Here is a 15,155-nt window from a genome sequence, read left to right as displayed (position 1 = left end):
TCATGTCTTTTGTTCATTTACACGTCCATTCAGAATACTCCCTTTTGGAAGCTGCCTGCCGGGTTAAAGCCATTGCTAAAAAAGCAGCTGCGATGCAGATGCCGGCCGTGGCTCTTACTGACAACGGCAATATGTTCGGTGCTGTTGAATTTTTCTTTGCCTGCAAGGACAACAACGTAAAACCGATTCTGGGGCTGGATGCCTATATTGCTCCCGGATCACGTTTAGAGAAAAAGCAAGATCGTGATCAAGTCAGTTCCGGTCCAAGACGATTGGTGCTGTTGGCGCAAAATAACGAAGGCTATCGCAATCTGTGCAAACTTTCCTCGATAGGTTATCAGGAGGGTTTTTACTGGAAGCCGCGTATCGATTACGAGGTTATTCAGCAGTACAATGAAAACCTGATCTGCCTGACAGGGGGGTTGCGGGGGGAAGTGGCGGAAGCCTTCTTGCGGGAAGGTCCTGATGCGGCCTTGGCAAAAATTCGCCAGTTGAAGGAGATTTTCAACGACCGCCTGTATTTGGAAATGTGTCGCACCGGAGTTTCCGAGTGGGATCGCATTAATCCCTTCCTGCTGGAGGCTTCCAAGATCGTGGGTGTGCCAGTAGTGGCGTCCAATGACGTTCATTACATGACCCAGGATGATCAGATGGCTCAGGAAGTATTGATCTGCATTGGATCAAATAAAACCCTGAGTGATGAGTCCCGCTTCCGTTTGGGGACGGATGAGTTCTATCTGAAAAAGCCTGAGCAAATGCAGGAGCTTTTTGCTGATATCCCCGAGGCGATTTCCAACACTTTGGAAATTGCTGAACGCTGTGATGTAAAATTCAAATTGAAAGACGATCAAGGCAAGCCGATCTATCACCTGCCAACGTTCCCGACGGAAGATGGTTTGTCGCTGAAAGAGGATATTGCCCGCAAAGCGAAAGCCGGATTGTTGGTGCGTTTTGAAGAGGCGGCTGCGCGCGGTGAAGCGGTGCCAGAGGATAAAAAGCCTGAGTACGACAAACGCCTTGAATACGAACTGGGCATCATCGATCGTATGGGCTTTAATGGTTACTTCCTGATCGTTCAAGACTTCATTAACTGGGCCAAGTCCAATGATATCCCGGTGGGCCCGGGACGGGGATCGGGTGCGGGGTCTTTGGTTGCCTATGTTTTGCGTATCACCGATTTGGATCCAATTCCGAACTTCCTTCTTTTTGAGCGTTTCCTGAATCCGGAACGTATCTCGATGCCCGACTTCGATATCGACTTCTGTCAGGATCGTCGTCAGGAAGTGATTCAGTATGTAACCCGCAAGTATGGTCAGGAATCCGTATCGCAGATCATCACTTATGGAAAATTGCAGGCCCGTGCCGCCATCAAGGACGTGGGCCGAGTTCTGGGAATGACGTTCCCGGAAGTTGATGCCGTGACAAAGTTGATTCCGGAAAAACTCGGCATCAACCTGAAAGAGGCCATGGAAATGGAGCCTCGTATCGGTGAAATGATGGAGATGAATCCGACCGTCAATACGCTGATGGATCTGGCGCAAAGAGTGGAAGGGATGGTTCGCCATGCCGGTATCCACGCCGCGGGGGTTATCATCGCCGATGGACAACTGGTTCGTCATGCTCCTCTTTATAAGGGTGCCGATGGTGAACAGGTCGTTCAGTACGACATGAAACACGCCGAAAAAATCGGTTTGATCAAGTTCGACTTCCTGGGGTTGAAGACCCTGACTCATATCAATCACGCCTTGAAACTGATTGTGAAAAATCGCGGCAAAAAAATACTGTCGCAGATGATTCCGATGAATGATCCGGCCACCTTTGAAATGATGTCCCGCGGGGACACCGCCGGGGTGTTCCAGTTTGAGGGTGAGGGCATCACCGATGCCACCCGTAAAATCAGACCTTCTTCATTTGCCGATATCACCGCGATCACATCTTTGTATCGTCCGGGTCCAATGGCGAACATTCCGGACTTTACCGATCGTAAGCACGGAAAAGCCCCTGTGGAATACCTGCTGGAAGACACCCGTGAGGTTCTGTCCGAGACCTACGGGATCATGGTCTATCAGGAACAGGTTATGGGTATCGCCTCTCGCATTGCCGGGTATTCCCTGGGTGAAGCGGATATGCTTCGTCGTGCGATGGGTAAGAAAATCAAAGAGGAAATGGACAAGCACCGTGAACGCTTCATGCAAGGGGCGATCGAACGCGGGCATGACAAACAGCGCTCGAATGATCTGTTTGATTTGATGTATAAGTTTGCCGATTACGGATTCAATAAATCCCACGCGGCCGCTTATTCAGTTGTTACCTTGCAAACGGCCTGGTTGAAGTGTCACTATCCGGCAGAGTTTTTCGCGGCTCTTCTGAGTACCGAGCTTTCCGATACAGATAAAATCGTAAAGTACTCCAAGGATGCGACCAAGCGCGGTTTGATCGTGCGTTCACCCAGCGTGAATTATTCTGACTATCTTTTCGACGTTCATGGTGATGAAATTTATTTCGGCCTGGGGGCGATTAAGGGAGTCGGTCAGAATGCGGTGGAGGCTATTATCGAGGCCCGCAACAATCTGCCGGATAAGAAGTTCACTTCTTTGGATGAGTTCTTTAATTCCATCGATACTCGTCGTGTGAATAAGAAAGTGATTGAGTGTCTGATCAAGGCCGGAGCTTTTGATGGTTTCGGGGCTCATCGTGCTCAGTTGATGGCCGGTTATCAGAAGTATCTGGACCGCGCGATTGGCTTGCAAAAAGATCGCGAGATGGGTCAATCTTCCCTATTTGATCTGGGGCCTTCCACCGAGACTAAAGTGACTCTGGAGGATGTGAAGCCCTGGGCTCGTACCGCGTCTTTGACCTATGAAAAAGAGGTCCTGGGCTTTTACCTCAGTGATCACCCGTTGAAGGGTTTTGACACTCTTTCAGAGCTTTGGACGACATGCAAAGTGATCGACCTGCCGGCACAGATGCCAGCCCCGGGAAGTCCGGAGGCGGAAGCGCTGAAGGCGGCCAAAAAAGACTGGAAAAACCGGGACGCTGGAAAGAAGCGTGTGGTTGTGGCGGGGCTGATCACGGAGCTTCGTGAGTTGATTACGAAAAAAGGAACACGTATGGCTTTCGGCAAGGTCGAGGATCTGACCGGAAGCTGCGAGTTGGTGATTTTCCCGGATTCTTACGCTCGTTTTGAGGCGCAGCTTCGCGATGAACGACCTGTTCTGGTGGGCGGTGGTCTGGAAGTGGAGGAAGGGGCCGCTAAAATCATGGTCGATACCGTGTCCCCGTTGGAAGATATTCTTAAAAAAACCAAGCGAATGGTTTTAAGATTGGATAAGATAGATCCTGATGACTATCCTCGATTGCAGTCTTTGATGAAGGAGTTCCCCGGAACAACTTCAGTCAGCCTGGAAATCGAGATGGCCGAGCTCAATCGCCGTGTTTTGATGGAGATGGAGGAAGCTCAAGGGATCAATGTGAACAATGAATTCTTTGAAGGCGTTCATTCTCTGTTTGGAAGAACTGACTTTATTGAATTGAGGAGCTAGGAATGCGTTTAGCAAGTGTAGTGGCAGCAGCAGGTATGATCTTCGCTTTGGGCTTCGGCGCAAAGGCACAGCACACGGAACTGATCGACAGAACTTACTCAGGGGTGTCCAAGGAAACCAACCCTCAGGTCGCCAAAAAGGTGATCCAGGATGAGGCTTTTCAGAAGGTCTCTGAGGAAATTATTCAGGAACTCATCGGCAGCGAGCGATTTCTTAAAAACAAATCCCTGATTCAGAGCAAGATTATCAGAAACTCTGCCCGATATATTCCCTTCACCAAGCCGTCAGCAATGAGTCAGGCCGGTGAGGAATTTAAAATGTCTGTGGCGATGAAGGTGTCTCTAAAGGACCTGAAGCAGATGCTTCAGGACAATTCCCTGTTGAATGAAAACGATGCGGCTCCGGTGGTGCTTCCGATGATCAGTTGGCAGGACCGGGTGGAAGGTCGCAGCTATCGCTGGTGGCTGTCGTTGGATAAGAATCCGGCGGGATTTCTGTTGAAAGAAGGCCGCTTGCTGGAAGAGGCTTTGCGTGGAGCCTTCCAAAAAAACAATTTCTATCTGGTGAAACCGATTGAAGCCGGTCTTGCTGCCAATGTGCCAGCGGACTTCCAAAATGAAAAAGTGGGTGGCGAGGATGCACAGTTCTTTGCCCAGTATTTCAATGCGCCGGTGATTGTCGATGGTCAGGTGAATTTGACCAAGGGAGAGAATAAGAACTATCGCATTGAGCTTCGTCTGACCGCGATTCAGGTCAGCAATGGCCGTGCTATCGCGGACGTATCCCGTCGCTTTGATACGGATGGTGGTTCTTTTGAAAGTGCCGTGGATAAAAAGCTGCGTGAGGTTTTGGAAGGCACCGCCAATGATCTTGCTGCGCAAGTGATGGAGGCCTGGCAGCGGGGCTCGGTCGGAACCTCTGTGATTCGCCTGACGATCAAAGGGCGTCAGACGCTTCCAGTCTGGGAAGGGGTTAAGGAAAAGATCCGTTCTCAATTGACTCAAGTGAAAAACATCCGTGAACGTCTGGTCAGTGCGGACTCTGTCAGCTTTGAGGTGGATACATCGGTGCCGGCAGCAGAATTGATTGGGAAGCTGGAAGCCCTGGATCTGGACGGCAAAAAGCTGTCGCGTGTTTCTGAAGGGCAAAATGAAATTGTTTTGAAGTGGGCACAGTAAAAAGGAGTTGGCTGTGAAGAATTTCCTGTTGGCAGTTGTAGTACTTTGTTTGGGGGCCTGTACGACTTTTGATCGCACCAACCCGACTTTGCGACGTGAAATCAAGGATGTGAATTATGAAGCTCGTCGTGATGATTCTGCGCCTCGCAAGCGAATCATGGTGCTGCCTTTTTTGGATGCCGGGGATAAAAGACCCCAGGAGCTTCGCGATCAGGCCCGCAGTGCCTTTATCGCAGATCTGAACCGCACAGGCGAAGTGATCGCCCTGGACAGTCGTGAATTGAAGGTGGATCTGGCCAAGAACATGCAAAACGGCCAGTACAAACTTCAGGATATCGCCAAAGAAGCGCAAGCTCTGGGCGTAAGCACAGTCCTTGAGGGGAAAATCATCGACATCCGTATTAAGCGTAAAGCGGATAATGTGGGGGTGGTTCGTCATCTGACCACGGCCTTCGAAGTGGTGGCGCAAGTTCGTGTGGTCACTGGACGTGCCGGACGTGAAGTCTTTAATACCATCAAGACGGTCACGGTCGAGGAACAGGGTGTGCGTGTGGGTGAGCGCGTGGAAACAGACAAGTTTCTGGCGAACAACCCTGACATGATCACAGTGATTGTGAAAGATGCCTTCCTGGATTTCACTCCACAGGTCCTGGCGTCTTTGGACAAGGTCACATGGGAAGGGCGTATCGCCGCGATTAACGGAGATCGCATTTACCTGAATGTTGGACGAGTCTCTGGAATCCAGGTGGGGGATCTGCTGAAGGTCACCGAGGATGGAGATGATATTTATGATCCGGAAAGCGGTGGTCATATTGGACGTGTTCCGGGAAGACTGAAAGGAACTTTGGAAGTGATCAGTTACTTTGGCAACGACGGCGCTATTGCTGTGATTCACTCAGGTTCAGGCTTCCGTGAAAATGATCGGGTTGAGTTGTATTAATTTGTTTTGTCCCTAAGTTTGTCCTGGAAAAATGTGGAACGCCGATGAAAGATTAACAGATCGCAATCCTGCGATTGCTTGTTTGGAGTCGGCCCCTTACTCAGGTATAATCTTTTTCGTGGGAATTCATTTTTTCGTTCTTCTATCAGTTGTTCTTTTTCTTCAATCTTCAGTTGCAGCAACTACGTGGAATGTTCCGGTTTTGTATTGGAGCATGAAAATCGAAGGCCAAGTGGCCATGCGCAAAGGGTTTGAGGAGGAAGTCCAAAAATTCAATTCTTCCGGTGCTGATAAAATCAATCTGCAAAGTTATGTGGCTGGCGAAGGTCGCCGCGGAGTTCTGAATCAGACTCAGCAGATGGATGAGGTTTTAAAGGGCACTCCCAATGTCATCGTCATTCAACCCACGGACAATTCGGCGTTGGCGCGCGGACTTCAGCAGGCCAACATCAAGGGAATCCCGGTGATTGCCTATGATCAGTACATCGTAAACGGCAATCTGGCGTCTTTTCTTTCCAGTGACAATTATCAGGGCGGCCGGGATAACGGTGACTACATCGACAATTTTTTTGAAAAAGGAAAAACCATTCGCATTGTGGTGTTTGAGTATCCTCGCGTATCTTCGACCATGGATCGGGTGGATGGTTTCTTTGATTCTTTAAGATCGCATGATCGCGGTTTTAAAGTGCTGAAGCGCTATGAAGCCGTGGACCCGAGTTCGGGAGAAGCCGCTGCCAAACAGTTTTTGAAGGACTTTCCGGATAAAGGCAGTGTGGATCTGATTCTGACGGTCAACGACGGTGGTGGAATCTCTATTGTAAAAAGCCTTTGGGATAAGAAAAGAACCGAGATCAAACATGCCACTTTCGATGGTGATCCGGCCTCGGTGGAAAACATCAAAAACAAGCGTCTGACAATTATTGATTCCGCCCAGTTCTGTGCAGAGTTGGGACGGGAAACAGCGCGGGCTTTGATTTCTTATCTAAAGAAAAATCGGATTGCGCCCAAAGTTCTGGTGCCCACCTATCCGGTGACGACACAGACTTTGAAAGATTATCCAGGGTGGATGGGGCGTCCGACACCGGGGCAAAAACTTCCGCAGGCTTCTCTGAAAACCACCACCAGCAAAGTTTCTGGTGGTTCCCGCTCGTCGAATCGACTGATTGTAAAAATCGGGGCGGCTCCGTTGTGTCCGTATCTTTGCGAAAAGGGACCGGGTGTTTGGGGTGGTTATATCTACGACATCCTGAAAGAAGTTTCGTTAGAGCAGGGCTTTATCCTGCAAATCGAAAGTATTTCCAACACCCGTGCGGTGGCAAGCCTTCAGGCGCGCAAGTTTAATTATGTCATTGTGCCTTCTTACCTGGTTCGTTATCTGCCGGATATTCGTATTGTCGGTCCGTCTTTGGGGATGAGTTATCTGGGGGCTTTGGTTCCCGGCACCTTTAAGGAGTCCCTGATTGATGTGGATGAGTTGGTGTCTCGCAAAGTGGTTTATGCTGATGTCGGCAGTGGCGAGGGCCCGGAGTTTTTGTCTGGCGGCAGTTCCAGTAAAGTGATCAAGTTGACCGGATCTGATGTGGTGGATCGCATGGTAAAGATGCTGACGGATCGACGCGTGGATCTGGCGCTTGGGGATTACAACCTTCTTAGCTATTCGATGGGCCGCAAGACCGGAGTCAACTTAAAGCTGGTCCCCACTTCGGTGGCGGGATTTAGTTCATTGGTTATGGTCAGCGTTCCCAAAGAACCTGAATTCGGATCTGTTCCCCAGCATCTGAATAACTGGTTTCTTCGTGCCAGAAGCACTGGAGAACTGGAAAAAATTCTGGGACGTTACAGTCTCAAAGACTGGCACCTGCTATCGCACGATTAGTTTTTATGAATTTCCGCGATCAGCTCAAAGGAATGCAGACGATCGCGATGTTCGTACATATCTGAAAGAATCATCAGCTCATCCGCCTGAGTTGTGTTGATAAAATCCTGCAAGCCCTGTCGCACCCGATCCTTGTCGCCGATAATGGCATTGCTGAGTTTTCCAAGAACCAGTTCTTTTTCCCCCGGACTCCAGATGTTATCCATGGCGTCTGTGGGGGGAAGCAGGTTGACCCGCTGATTGCGGATGATCCCCAGGAAACGTTGATACAGTGTTGTCGCCAGCAGTTCTGCTTCGATCTGCGAATCAGCAGCGACGACCTGCAGACCGATCATGACGTAAGGTTTTTTCAAGTGTCTTGAAGCCTGAAAACCCGAACGATACATATGAATGGCTTCCATCATTTGTTCCGGAGCAAAGTGCCCGGCAAAAGAATAAGGAAGCCCCATAACCGCCGCCAGTTGAGCACTGTAAAGACTGGAACCCAAGAGCCACACGGGAACATCCACGCCAGCACCGGGGATTGCACGCACGCGCTCATGACCTGCAGAGGGCGCCAGATAGTCCATCAGTTCTCGCACATCGTCGGGGAAGTTGTTGCCACCGCCACTCATGTCGCGGCGTAAAGCATGCATGGTCAGGCGATCTGTTCCGGGGGCGCGGCCCAAGCCCAGATCAATACGGCCGGGGTATAAGGTGCCCAAGGTTCCGAATTGTTCAGCAATAACCAGGGGAGCATGATTCGGCAGCATCACGCCACCAGAACCCACGCGAATGGTTTTCGTGCCGCCAGCAACATAGCCGATCAATACAGATGTGGCGGAACTGGCAATACCATCCAGATTGTGATGTTCTGCCATCCAATAACGATTGTAGCCCCATTTTTCTGCACGTTGGGCCAGATCCAAAGTGTTGCGAAAAGAATCCGCAATGGTCTTTCCTTGTGCAATAGGTGCAAGATCTAAAACAGAGATTTTAATATCGGAGAGTCTTTTTGTATCTGTCATAGATACATTATAGACCTCTTTGTAGAGAACGCCAAACAGATAGTGGAATGCAAAGAGAATTCGGATTTGAAATAAAAAAGGGGACTTAATCATAAGTCCCCTTTTTTACGGTTTGAAGAAAAAGTCTTACAGACTTTCAGCTCTTCTCATCACCAGATAAGCCACTTCTTGATCAGAAAGGCTGGCAGAGCCTTGAACTTCAGCACGTGCCAGGAAGTCACGCTCATAGTTCATCGCTTGTGCCAAAGCTGGAGTGGGTTCGCCACCTTCAGCCAGGAACGTTGCAGCATCCTGATCGGCGTGCAAGTACACAGCCTGAGAATGGTTGGCAGTGATATCACTCATGAACAAAGACGCTGTGGACAGCAAAAGTCCTGCAAGGACGCCATCACCAAAGTCGCTGTTTCTGTGACCACCATGGCCCGGTCTGTGTTCAGGTCTGTGGTGTGGACGTGCCATTGCGGACTCCATACCAATGCCTGCAATCAGCAAAGCTACCAGTACTAGTTTTTTCATTAAAACCTCCTGCGGTTAGTTAGTAGTTCTAGGTTCGATTTAATAGTTGTCAGTTCCTGATCAATATCAGGGAATTTTTTTAAGATAAGTTGTTTGTAGGCAGAACCCCATTTAATGGCGTCTTCCAGTCGGCTTTGAGCTTCTTCGTCAGAGACCACTTCCGAAGCCACCGGGATGCCATAGCCACCTTGGGCCAGATACCAAGGCAGACGTTTCTGCGCGCTTTGATTGATGCCGGCAATGACCTGCACAAATTCCGGCTCGCGATTTTCACCCTGTAACAGACGACTGATCAGTTTACCCTGAGCGTTTTGTTGAGTCAGGTTGGCGTATTTTTCCAGAATATAGGCATTACCAATATCTTCAAAAGACTCCAACTTTTCATAGACGCGCGTTCTGTCGGCGGCACGGGAATACTGCGCCCACTCGCTCAGATCCCGATAGCCCATAAAGTAGTGCTTCATGTGATTGAAGGCCTTGTCCAAAGAGTCCTTCTGGCTGGGGAAGAAATAACTTTTGCGACGAGCCTCTTTTTCGTCTTTCAGCAAAGACACATCAATCAGCTTGTACATGGAAAGGTTGTGATAAACCTTTTTTGGGCTGGCGGCATAGGTGTCCTGATAGAGGTGAGACTTCGGCAGTGCTGCCCGCATCAGTTGGTCTGTTTCTGAAGCGCAGTTGTTGCTCAGGAATTTATAGTCGCCCGCATAGGACCAGTAGTGCTCCAGCGCATTTTCAACCAGAATTTTCTTTTCATAGTCGTTGAGTTTCAACGGCAAGCTGATCAGATCGCGCCATTGTCCGCGAGTGTATTCATCCACGACTTCGTTCATGGAGAAAGTCATGATCTGAGACGGATATTTCCCGGTCAATCCATCCCAATAGTTCACGATCACGTCATCCACATTGGCGCGATAGCTGAGCACCACATGGAAGGCCACGTCGGCCAAACACTCAGGCCCCACAGTTTTACGGGTCGGAGCACAGACCACCAAGCGCAGCATTGAGTGGCCCCAGCGGCTCATCAGTTCTTCACCCTTGGAGGCAAACAGGAAGTGAACTTCGTAAACCTTTTTGGGGTCCACATCAATCTTCCAACCACCCGTACTTGTGTACAAGTGGCTGACAGGCGCACAGGAAGTGTCGCTGAAAGCGGTAAAGTTGGAAAGTCTTTGGAAGAAAGTATGGAAAGAAGGTTTACGGCAACGGTAACTGGGGTCCGTCAGGAATTGGGTGAAGTTATACGCAAAATGTTCGCCCGGAGAATCCAGTTCATGTACATTTCCCAAGCGCAGTGAAAGTTCATTCTTGCTGCGAATGCGGTTGCCTTTGTAGTCAGAAAGATTCTTATACGAAGGAGAGCCGGAAACACGATAAGAACCGTTCAGATAATAATCGCAAATTGTGGATATGCCATTGCGCTGTTCACGATACTGGAAATCGCAACTGGAAATTTCCTGTTTGTCTGCTTTGTTATCCCAGTGCTCGCTGGCGGTGTCGTAAAGACGGGCCATCTGGAAGATCAAAGCTTTGGCTGCCAAGTCGTGCATGCTTTGATTGGCACAGAGAGAGTTCTTGTTGCTGCCATTCAGATAAGGCAGAAAACCTTTGTGCAGATAGATGCGCTTACGTGGGCGTAGGAAGTCGGTTTTGACCAGATCTTTGTAATCCACATCTTTGCTGCAAAGAGAGCTGGGGAAGGCTCCCATGTCCTTGAATGCGATGTTCTGCGGCCCCACGTACTGAAGGACTTGCGGTGGCAAGCGCATTTCCGTTTTTGCAAGAAATTCGCGGATCAGTGCCGTATTGACCTCAGAGACAGGCTTAAGTGACGCAGCCCCACAGACACTGAAAGAGGCCATCAGACCGATAAAAACCAATATAGAGCTGTATTTCATACTCACACTCTTCCTGCTGCGAAAAACGTCGATACAACGGCGCTTTTCGTGGTTGCACAATGACTCCAAAAAGTTTGAACGGAGTCTTTAAAGCAAGGCTGATGCCAGCAGAGTCCTAGCAGGAAAAATTGTAAATATGGAGTTAATATCCAGAAAAAGTGGAAGAATTATGGAGTGCGTGAGATGTGCTGCGACGTTACGGCGCTGTTATATTCTTCAACAAATTCTTGCATAGATTCTTGAAGACTTTGGGGTCATTGCGCAAGCGAGCCATCAGCAAACCACCTTGGATACTGGAAAGAAAAAGCTCGGCCGTGGCTTCGATATCCAGATCCTTGCGCAAAGATTTTTGCTCGAGGCCTTCTTTGAAAGTTCTGATCAACCAGGCCCGTTGTCCCAGATGAAATTCCAAAATCTTTTTTTTGAGTGGCCTTGAAAGACTGTTAAAATCTGCGGTCAGAACTCCCACCGGACAGATTTTGTGTTCATCTGTGGCGATCTTATTGAACATCACAAAAAGCAATTCAAGCTTTTCCAATGCGGGCAGGGCGGCATTCTTGCGAGCCCAATTTTCATAGTGCGTGCGATAGTCCTGAATCAGGGCCATGCCCAGATCCTCTTTTGATGCAAAATAGTAATGAAGACTCGCTTTACGAATGCCCAGAGCGTCAGCTACCGTTTGAAAGCTAAACCCATTGAATCCAAGGGTTTGCAGATAGTGACGAGCGAGGTCCAGGGCGCGTGTTCGTGTGTCCATTCTTCAGTCCTTGCTTTGCAGTTGACTTCGTTTTATTATCTACCTATCAGTAGGTAGGTAGCAAGAAAAAAGGAAAGGTAAATATGGACCGCAATAAGACACTTCGACCCGTGGCAATTCTGGCAGGCTCTCGCACACCCTTTACAAAGTCCTTTACGAATTATTCCCGCACGTCCAATAGGGAATTAATGACGGCTACACTCAAAAACTTGGTTGATAAGACCAACCTTCGCGGAGCCCGCCTGGGCGATGTGGCTTTGGGGGCGGTGATGAAAAACGCCTCGGACTGGAATTTGTCCCGTGAATCCTTGTTAGGAGCCGGACTGGACCCGCACACTCCGGGATATGATGTGCAGCGAGCTTGCGGCACTGGTTTGGAAACAGCCGCTCAGATTGCCTTGAAAATCGCGGCAGGTCAGATCGAAAGTGGCATTGCGGGGGGTACAGACACCAACAGTGATATCGCCGGTGTTCTGCCGCACGAATTTTCCTGGATCATGATGGAAGCGCAGAAGGAAAAATCTTTACCTGCGCGCCTGAAAAAATTCTCTGAATTAAAATTGAGCTACTTAAAGCCTCGCTTCCCAAATGTGCAGGAGCCGCGCACAGGACTGTCGATGGGACAGCACTGCGAAATGATGGTGAAGGACTGGATGATCAGTCGTGAGGCCCAGGATGAACTGGCTTATCACAGTCATCAGAATGCGGCAAAAGCCTACGAATCGGGATTCTATAAGGATCTGGTGTTTGAATTTAAAGGTCTTGGCAAAGACACCTTTGTTCGTGCTGACACGACAATGGAAAAGCTGGCAAAGTTAAAACCTGCATTTGATTTCTCTGGAACGGGAACTTTGACCGCTGGGAACAGCACGCCGTTGACCGACGGAGCTTCAGCCGTTCTTTTGGGCAGTGAAGACTTTGCGAAAAAGCATGATCTTCCGGTGCTGGCTTATTTGGTGGATGCTGAATATGCTGCGGTGGACTATGTGAACGGAGAAGGTCTGTTGATGGCGCCAGCGCATGCGGTTGCTCGTATGTTGCGTCGAAACAATCTGAAACTTCAGGATTTTGATTTCTATGAAATTCACGAGGCCTTCGCAGGTCAGGTTCTTTGCACACTGAAAGCGTGGGAATCTGATGAGTACTGCCGCAAGCTGGGTGAAGAAAAAGCTTTAGGTTCAATTGATCGCACCAAAATGAATGTGAAAGGCGGAAGTCTGGCCTTGGGGCATCCGTTTGCAGCCACCGGCGGAAGAATTCTGGCAAGTTTGGCAAAGATGCTGGCAGAAAAAGGTTCTGGTCGTGGTTTGATTTCCATTTGTACTGCAGGTGGTATGGGTGTGACGGCAATCGTAGAAAGACCGTAAGTTATGAAAATCTCCCTGACGCAGAAAATGTGGATCGGCTCGTGGCGATATCTTTCCTGGGTATTGCCACGACAAACGGCTTTGTGGGCGGAAGATTTATTTTTAACTCCGTCCCGTGTGCCGCGTCCTCCTTCTGAAGAGGGGTTTTATCAGTCATCCGAAAAAATGATGTTGCCCGGGGGAATTGCAGCCTATGCCTGGGGAGCCGTGGATCATCCCGTAGTCCTGTTGGTGCATGGCTGGAGCGGGCGGGGAACGCAGATGGGTGCCTTTGCTCAGCCGTTGGTTGAAAAGGGCTTCCGCGTAGTTGCTGTCGATGGCCCCGCTCACGGGGCTTCCGAAGGTTTAAGAACCAATGTGGGCGATTATGCTCGCTTTATGCTGGAAGCACAAAAGACCCTGGGACCGTTGAAAGCTGTTGTCGCACATTCCTTCGGGGTGGGTTGCTCGGTGCTGGCGGTTCATCGTGGGATGAAGGCTGAAAAACTGGTTCTGGTTGCAGGACCTTCGCATTATGAGTTGGTGGTGAATAACTATCTTAAATTTATTGGCTTAAGTGGGTTGTCACAAAAGCATTTCTTCCGCAGTCTTGAAGTCAAAGTCGGCATGCCTGCTTCAGAAATGAATGTCGGCCGCATCGGAAATGGTCTGGATGTCCCCGCGCTGATTGTGCATGACGAAGGAGACAAGGAAGTGCGCTATAAGGCGGCCGTGGAAATCCACGAAGCCTGGTCTGGCACAGAGCTTTTGGCAACTCAAGGTTTGGGTCATCGTCGCATTCTTAAAGACCCTCTGGTCACGCAAAAAGTTGCGGAATTTATCTCTAAGTGACGGCTGATCCGGTGTTGAGTTTCTAAACACTTCGGCACTTCTTACACTGGCTTTTAACGTTAAAATCAAATAATTCGAAAAACAGCCAGAGGTTGGTTTATGGTGGTCCCGTTTTACCCTTAAAACGGAGACCTTTATGATAAAAAAAGCCTTGATCCTTGTTACGACCAGTTTATTGTCCGTGGCTGCAAATGCTGGCAGCAAAACCCTGATCTGTCGTATGGGTGATATTGCTGACATGGATATCAAAATCGAATCATTGGCTAACAAGCAGGAAAAGCTGTCCGTTATAGTTTATGCGATGGATGGTGAGACTTCGACCACTTACGTGAACTCTCATTTTTCTGAGGGGCTTTTGTCCAAGAAACTTGCGGCAGGTCAGGTGGAGGCGATTGTCTCTGTGAGCGATCTGGAGGCCGTCTTTGGCGGAGCTTATTTGAACGCGGGTCGCCTGACGATGAACTATAATGCTCAAGAAGATCGTTATGATGTTCTGTTCGCTGCGCAGAACGTGGTTTTCCAGGCGTCTTGTAAGTAGTTTTTTTGTTCTAACCGGCAAGCCCAGTTCCGTTGTGGAACTGGAGCTTCGCTTATGCCAGAGATAATTATATTGGATATGACCTTGCTGCCGTCGTTGTTGTAAGCTGAAAGCAGTAAGGGGCTTTTCAATGATCCAATCACCTGTTCTGTTCACGTCCAACAACAATCTTAATTTTGAAATCCGCACACCACGTGAAGACGAAGCGCAAGCCTCGTTGGATATGATGGTCATTGTGGCAGGACAAAGTCCGTATATTCTTGGCACTCCGGAAAGTTTTGGTAAACGTCCTGTGGAAGGTCAGGTTAAATGGTTTCAAGAAAGTGCCGCCAGCGATTCGGCGATTATTTTGGCGGCCTATCATGAAGGCCGGATGGTCGGGTTTTGCGATGCGCGCAGTTACAAGGACATCAAACGAAAACACCGCGCAGGCTTGGGGATTTCAATTCTTGCGGAATTTCGCGGTTGTGGTTTGGGCCGAAAGCTGATGGAAGTTTTATTGGAAAACATGAAACGTTTTGCTGAAATCCAAATCATCGAGCTGGATGTGATGATGAACAATCATTCAGCCTTAAAGCTTTATGAAAGCATGGGTTTCAAACGAGCGGGCGTATTCCCAAAAGCCTTCATCCTGCCGACGGGCGAAGTTTCGGATAATCTGTCGATGTATCTGGAAGTCTGATTTGTAGAAGATCAAAGAAAAGA

12 protein-coding genes are annotated in these 15,155 nt (G+C 49.2%); 8 read left to right on the top strand and 4 right to left on the bottom strand.

Features of this window, described 5'->3' with window-relative positions:
- Positions 1 to 2 precede the first annotated feature (2 nt).
- The 4 genes from dnaE (at position 3) to ACZ5ZV_RS09985 (ending at position 7,536) form a co-directional block, all read left to right on the top strand.
- The gene (gene dnaE / locus ACZ5ZV_RS10000; RefSeq protein WP_464121297.1) at positions 3 to 3,542 is read left to right on the top strand and encodes a DNA polymerase III subunit alpha; all 3,540 of its coding nucleotides are present in this window, start codon (positions 3 to 5) and stop codon (positions 3,540 to 3,542) included.
- A 2-nt stretch (positions 3,543 to 3,544) separates the two neighbouring features.
- On the top strand, positions 3,545 to 4,720 hold the full coding sequence (locus tag ACZ5ZV_RS09995; protein ID WP_464121296.1) for a hypothetical protein: 1,176 nt from the start codon (positions 3,545 to 3,547) through the stop codon (positions 4,718 to 4,720).
- A 13-nt stretch (positions 4,721 to 4,733) separates the two neighbouring features.
- Positions 4,734 to 5,660 (top strand): hypothetical protein, encoded by a 927-nt coding sequence (locus ACZ5ZV_RS09990; protein ID WP_464121295.1) that lies wholly within the window; start codon positions 4,734 to 4,736, stop codon positions 5,658 to 5,660.
- A 214-nt stretch (positions 5,661 to 5,874) separates the two neighbouring features.
- Positions 5,875 to 7,536, top strand: coding sequence for a substrate-binding domain-containing protein (locus tag ACZ5ZV_RS09985; RefSeq protein WP_464121294.1), 1,662 nt, complete (start codon positions 5,875 to 5,877; stop codon positions 7,534 to 7,536).
- On the opposite strand, the gene ACZ5ZV_RS09980 is transcribed toward ACZ5ZV_RS09985, so the two are convergent.
- The 4 genes from ACZ5ZV_RS09980 to ACZ5ZV_RS09965 all read right to left on the bottom strand — a co-directional run bounded on the left by ACZ5ZV_RS09980 (position 7,533) and on the right by ACZ5ZV_RS09965 (position 11,714).
- Positions 7,533 to 8,543 (bottom strand): LLM class flavin-dependent oxidoreductase, encoded by a 1,011-nt coding sequence (locus ACZ5ZV_RS09980; protein WP_464121408.1) that lies wholly within the window; start codon positions 8,541 to 8,543, stop codon positions 7,533 to 7,535. The two genes, ACZ5ZV_RS09985 and ACZ5ZV_RS09980, sit on opposite strands and share 4 nt — an antisense overlap.
- Before the next feature lie 126 nt (positions 8,544 to 8,669).
- Entirely contained in the window at positions 8,670 to 9,059 is a 390-nt protein-coding gene (locus ACZ5ZV_RS09975; RefSeq protein ID WP_464121293.1) for a hypothetical protein, read from the bottom strand.
- Positions 9,059 to 10,957: a lipoprotein N-acyltransferase Lnb domain-containing protein gene (locus tag ACZ5ZV_RS09970; RefSeq protein WP_464121292.1), complete on the bottom strand. Its 1,899-nt coding sequence runs from the start codon at positions 10,955 to 10,957 to the stop codon at positions 9,059 to 9,061. The genes ACZ5ZV_RS09975 and ACZ5ZV_RS09970 overlap by 1 nt, the downstream gene beginning before the upstream one ends.
- A 196-nt stretch (positions 10,958 to 11,153) precedes the next feature.
- The gene (locus ACZ5ZV_RS09965; RefSeq protein ID WP_464121291.1) at positions 11,154 to 11,714 is read right to left on the bottom strand and encodes a TetR/AcrR family transcriptional regulator; all 561 of its coding nucleotides are present in this window, start codon (positions 11,712 to 11,714) and stop codon (positions 11,154 to 11,156) included.
- An 83-nt stretch (positions 11,715 to 11,797) separates the two neighbouring features.
- Between ACZ5ZV_RS09965 and ACZ5ZV_RS09960 the strand changes: the two genes are divergently transcribed.
- The 4 genes from ACZ5ZV_RS09960 (at position 11,798) to ACZ5ZV_RS09945 (ending at position 15,132) form a co-directional block, all read left to right on the top strand.
- Complete coding sequence (locus ACZ5ZV_RS09960; protein WP_464121290.1) at positions 11,798 to 13,081, top strand: acetyl-CoA C-acetyltransferase; 1,284 nt, start codon at positions 11,798 to 11,800, stop codon at positions 13,079 to 13,081.
- A 3-nt stretch (positions 13,082 to 13,084) separates the two neighbouring features.
- A complete protein-coding gene (locus ACZ5ZV_RS09955; RefSeq protein WP_464121289.1) occupies positions 13,085 to 13,912 on the top strand; it encodes an alpha/beta hydrolase in 828 nt (275 codons plus the stop codon).
- 136 nt (positions 13,913 to 14,048) lie between these two features.
- Positions 14,049 to 14,450 (top strand): hypothetical protein, encoded by a 402-nt coding sequence (locus ACZ5ZV_RS09950; protein ID WP_464121288.1) that lies wholly within the window; start codon positions 14,049 to 14,051, stop codon positions 14,448 to 14,450.
- Positions 14,451 to 14,580: 130 nt separating this feature from the next.
- Positions 14,581 to 15,132, top strand: coding sequence for an N-acetyltransferase family protein (locus ACZ5ZV_RS09945; protein ID WP_464121287.1), 552 nt, complete (start codon positions 14,581 to 14,583; stop codon positions 15,130 to 15,132).
- Positions 15,133 to 15,155: the final 23 nt, after the last annotated feature.

Source organism: Bdellovibrio sp. HAGR004 (assembly GCF_055397015.1).
This window is presented reverse-complemented; position numbering and strand designations above follow the sequence as displayed.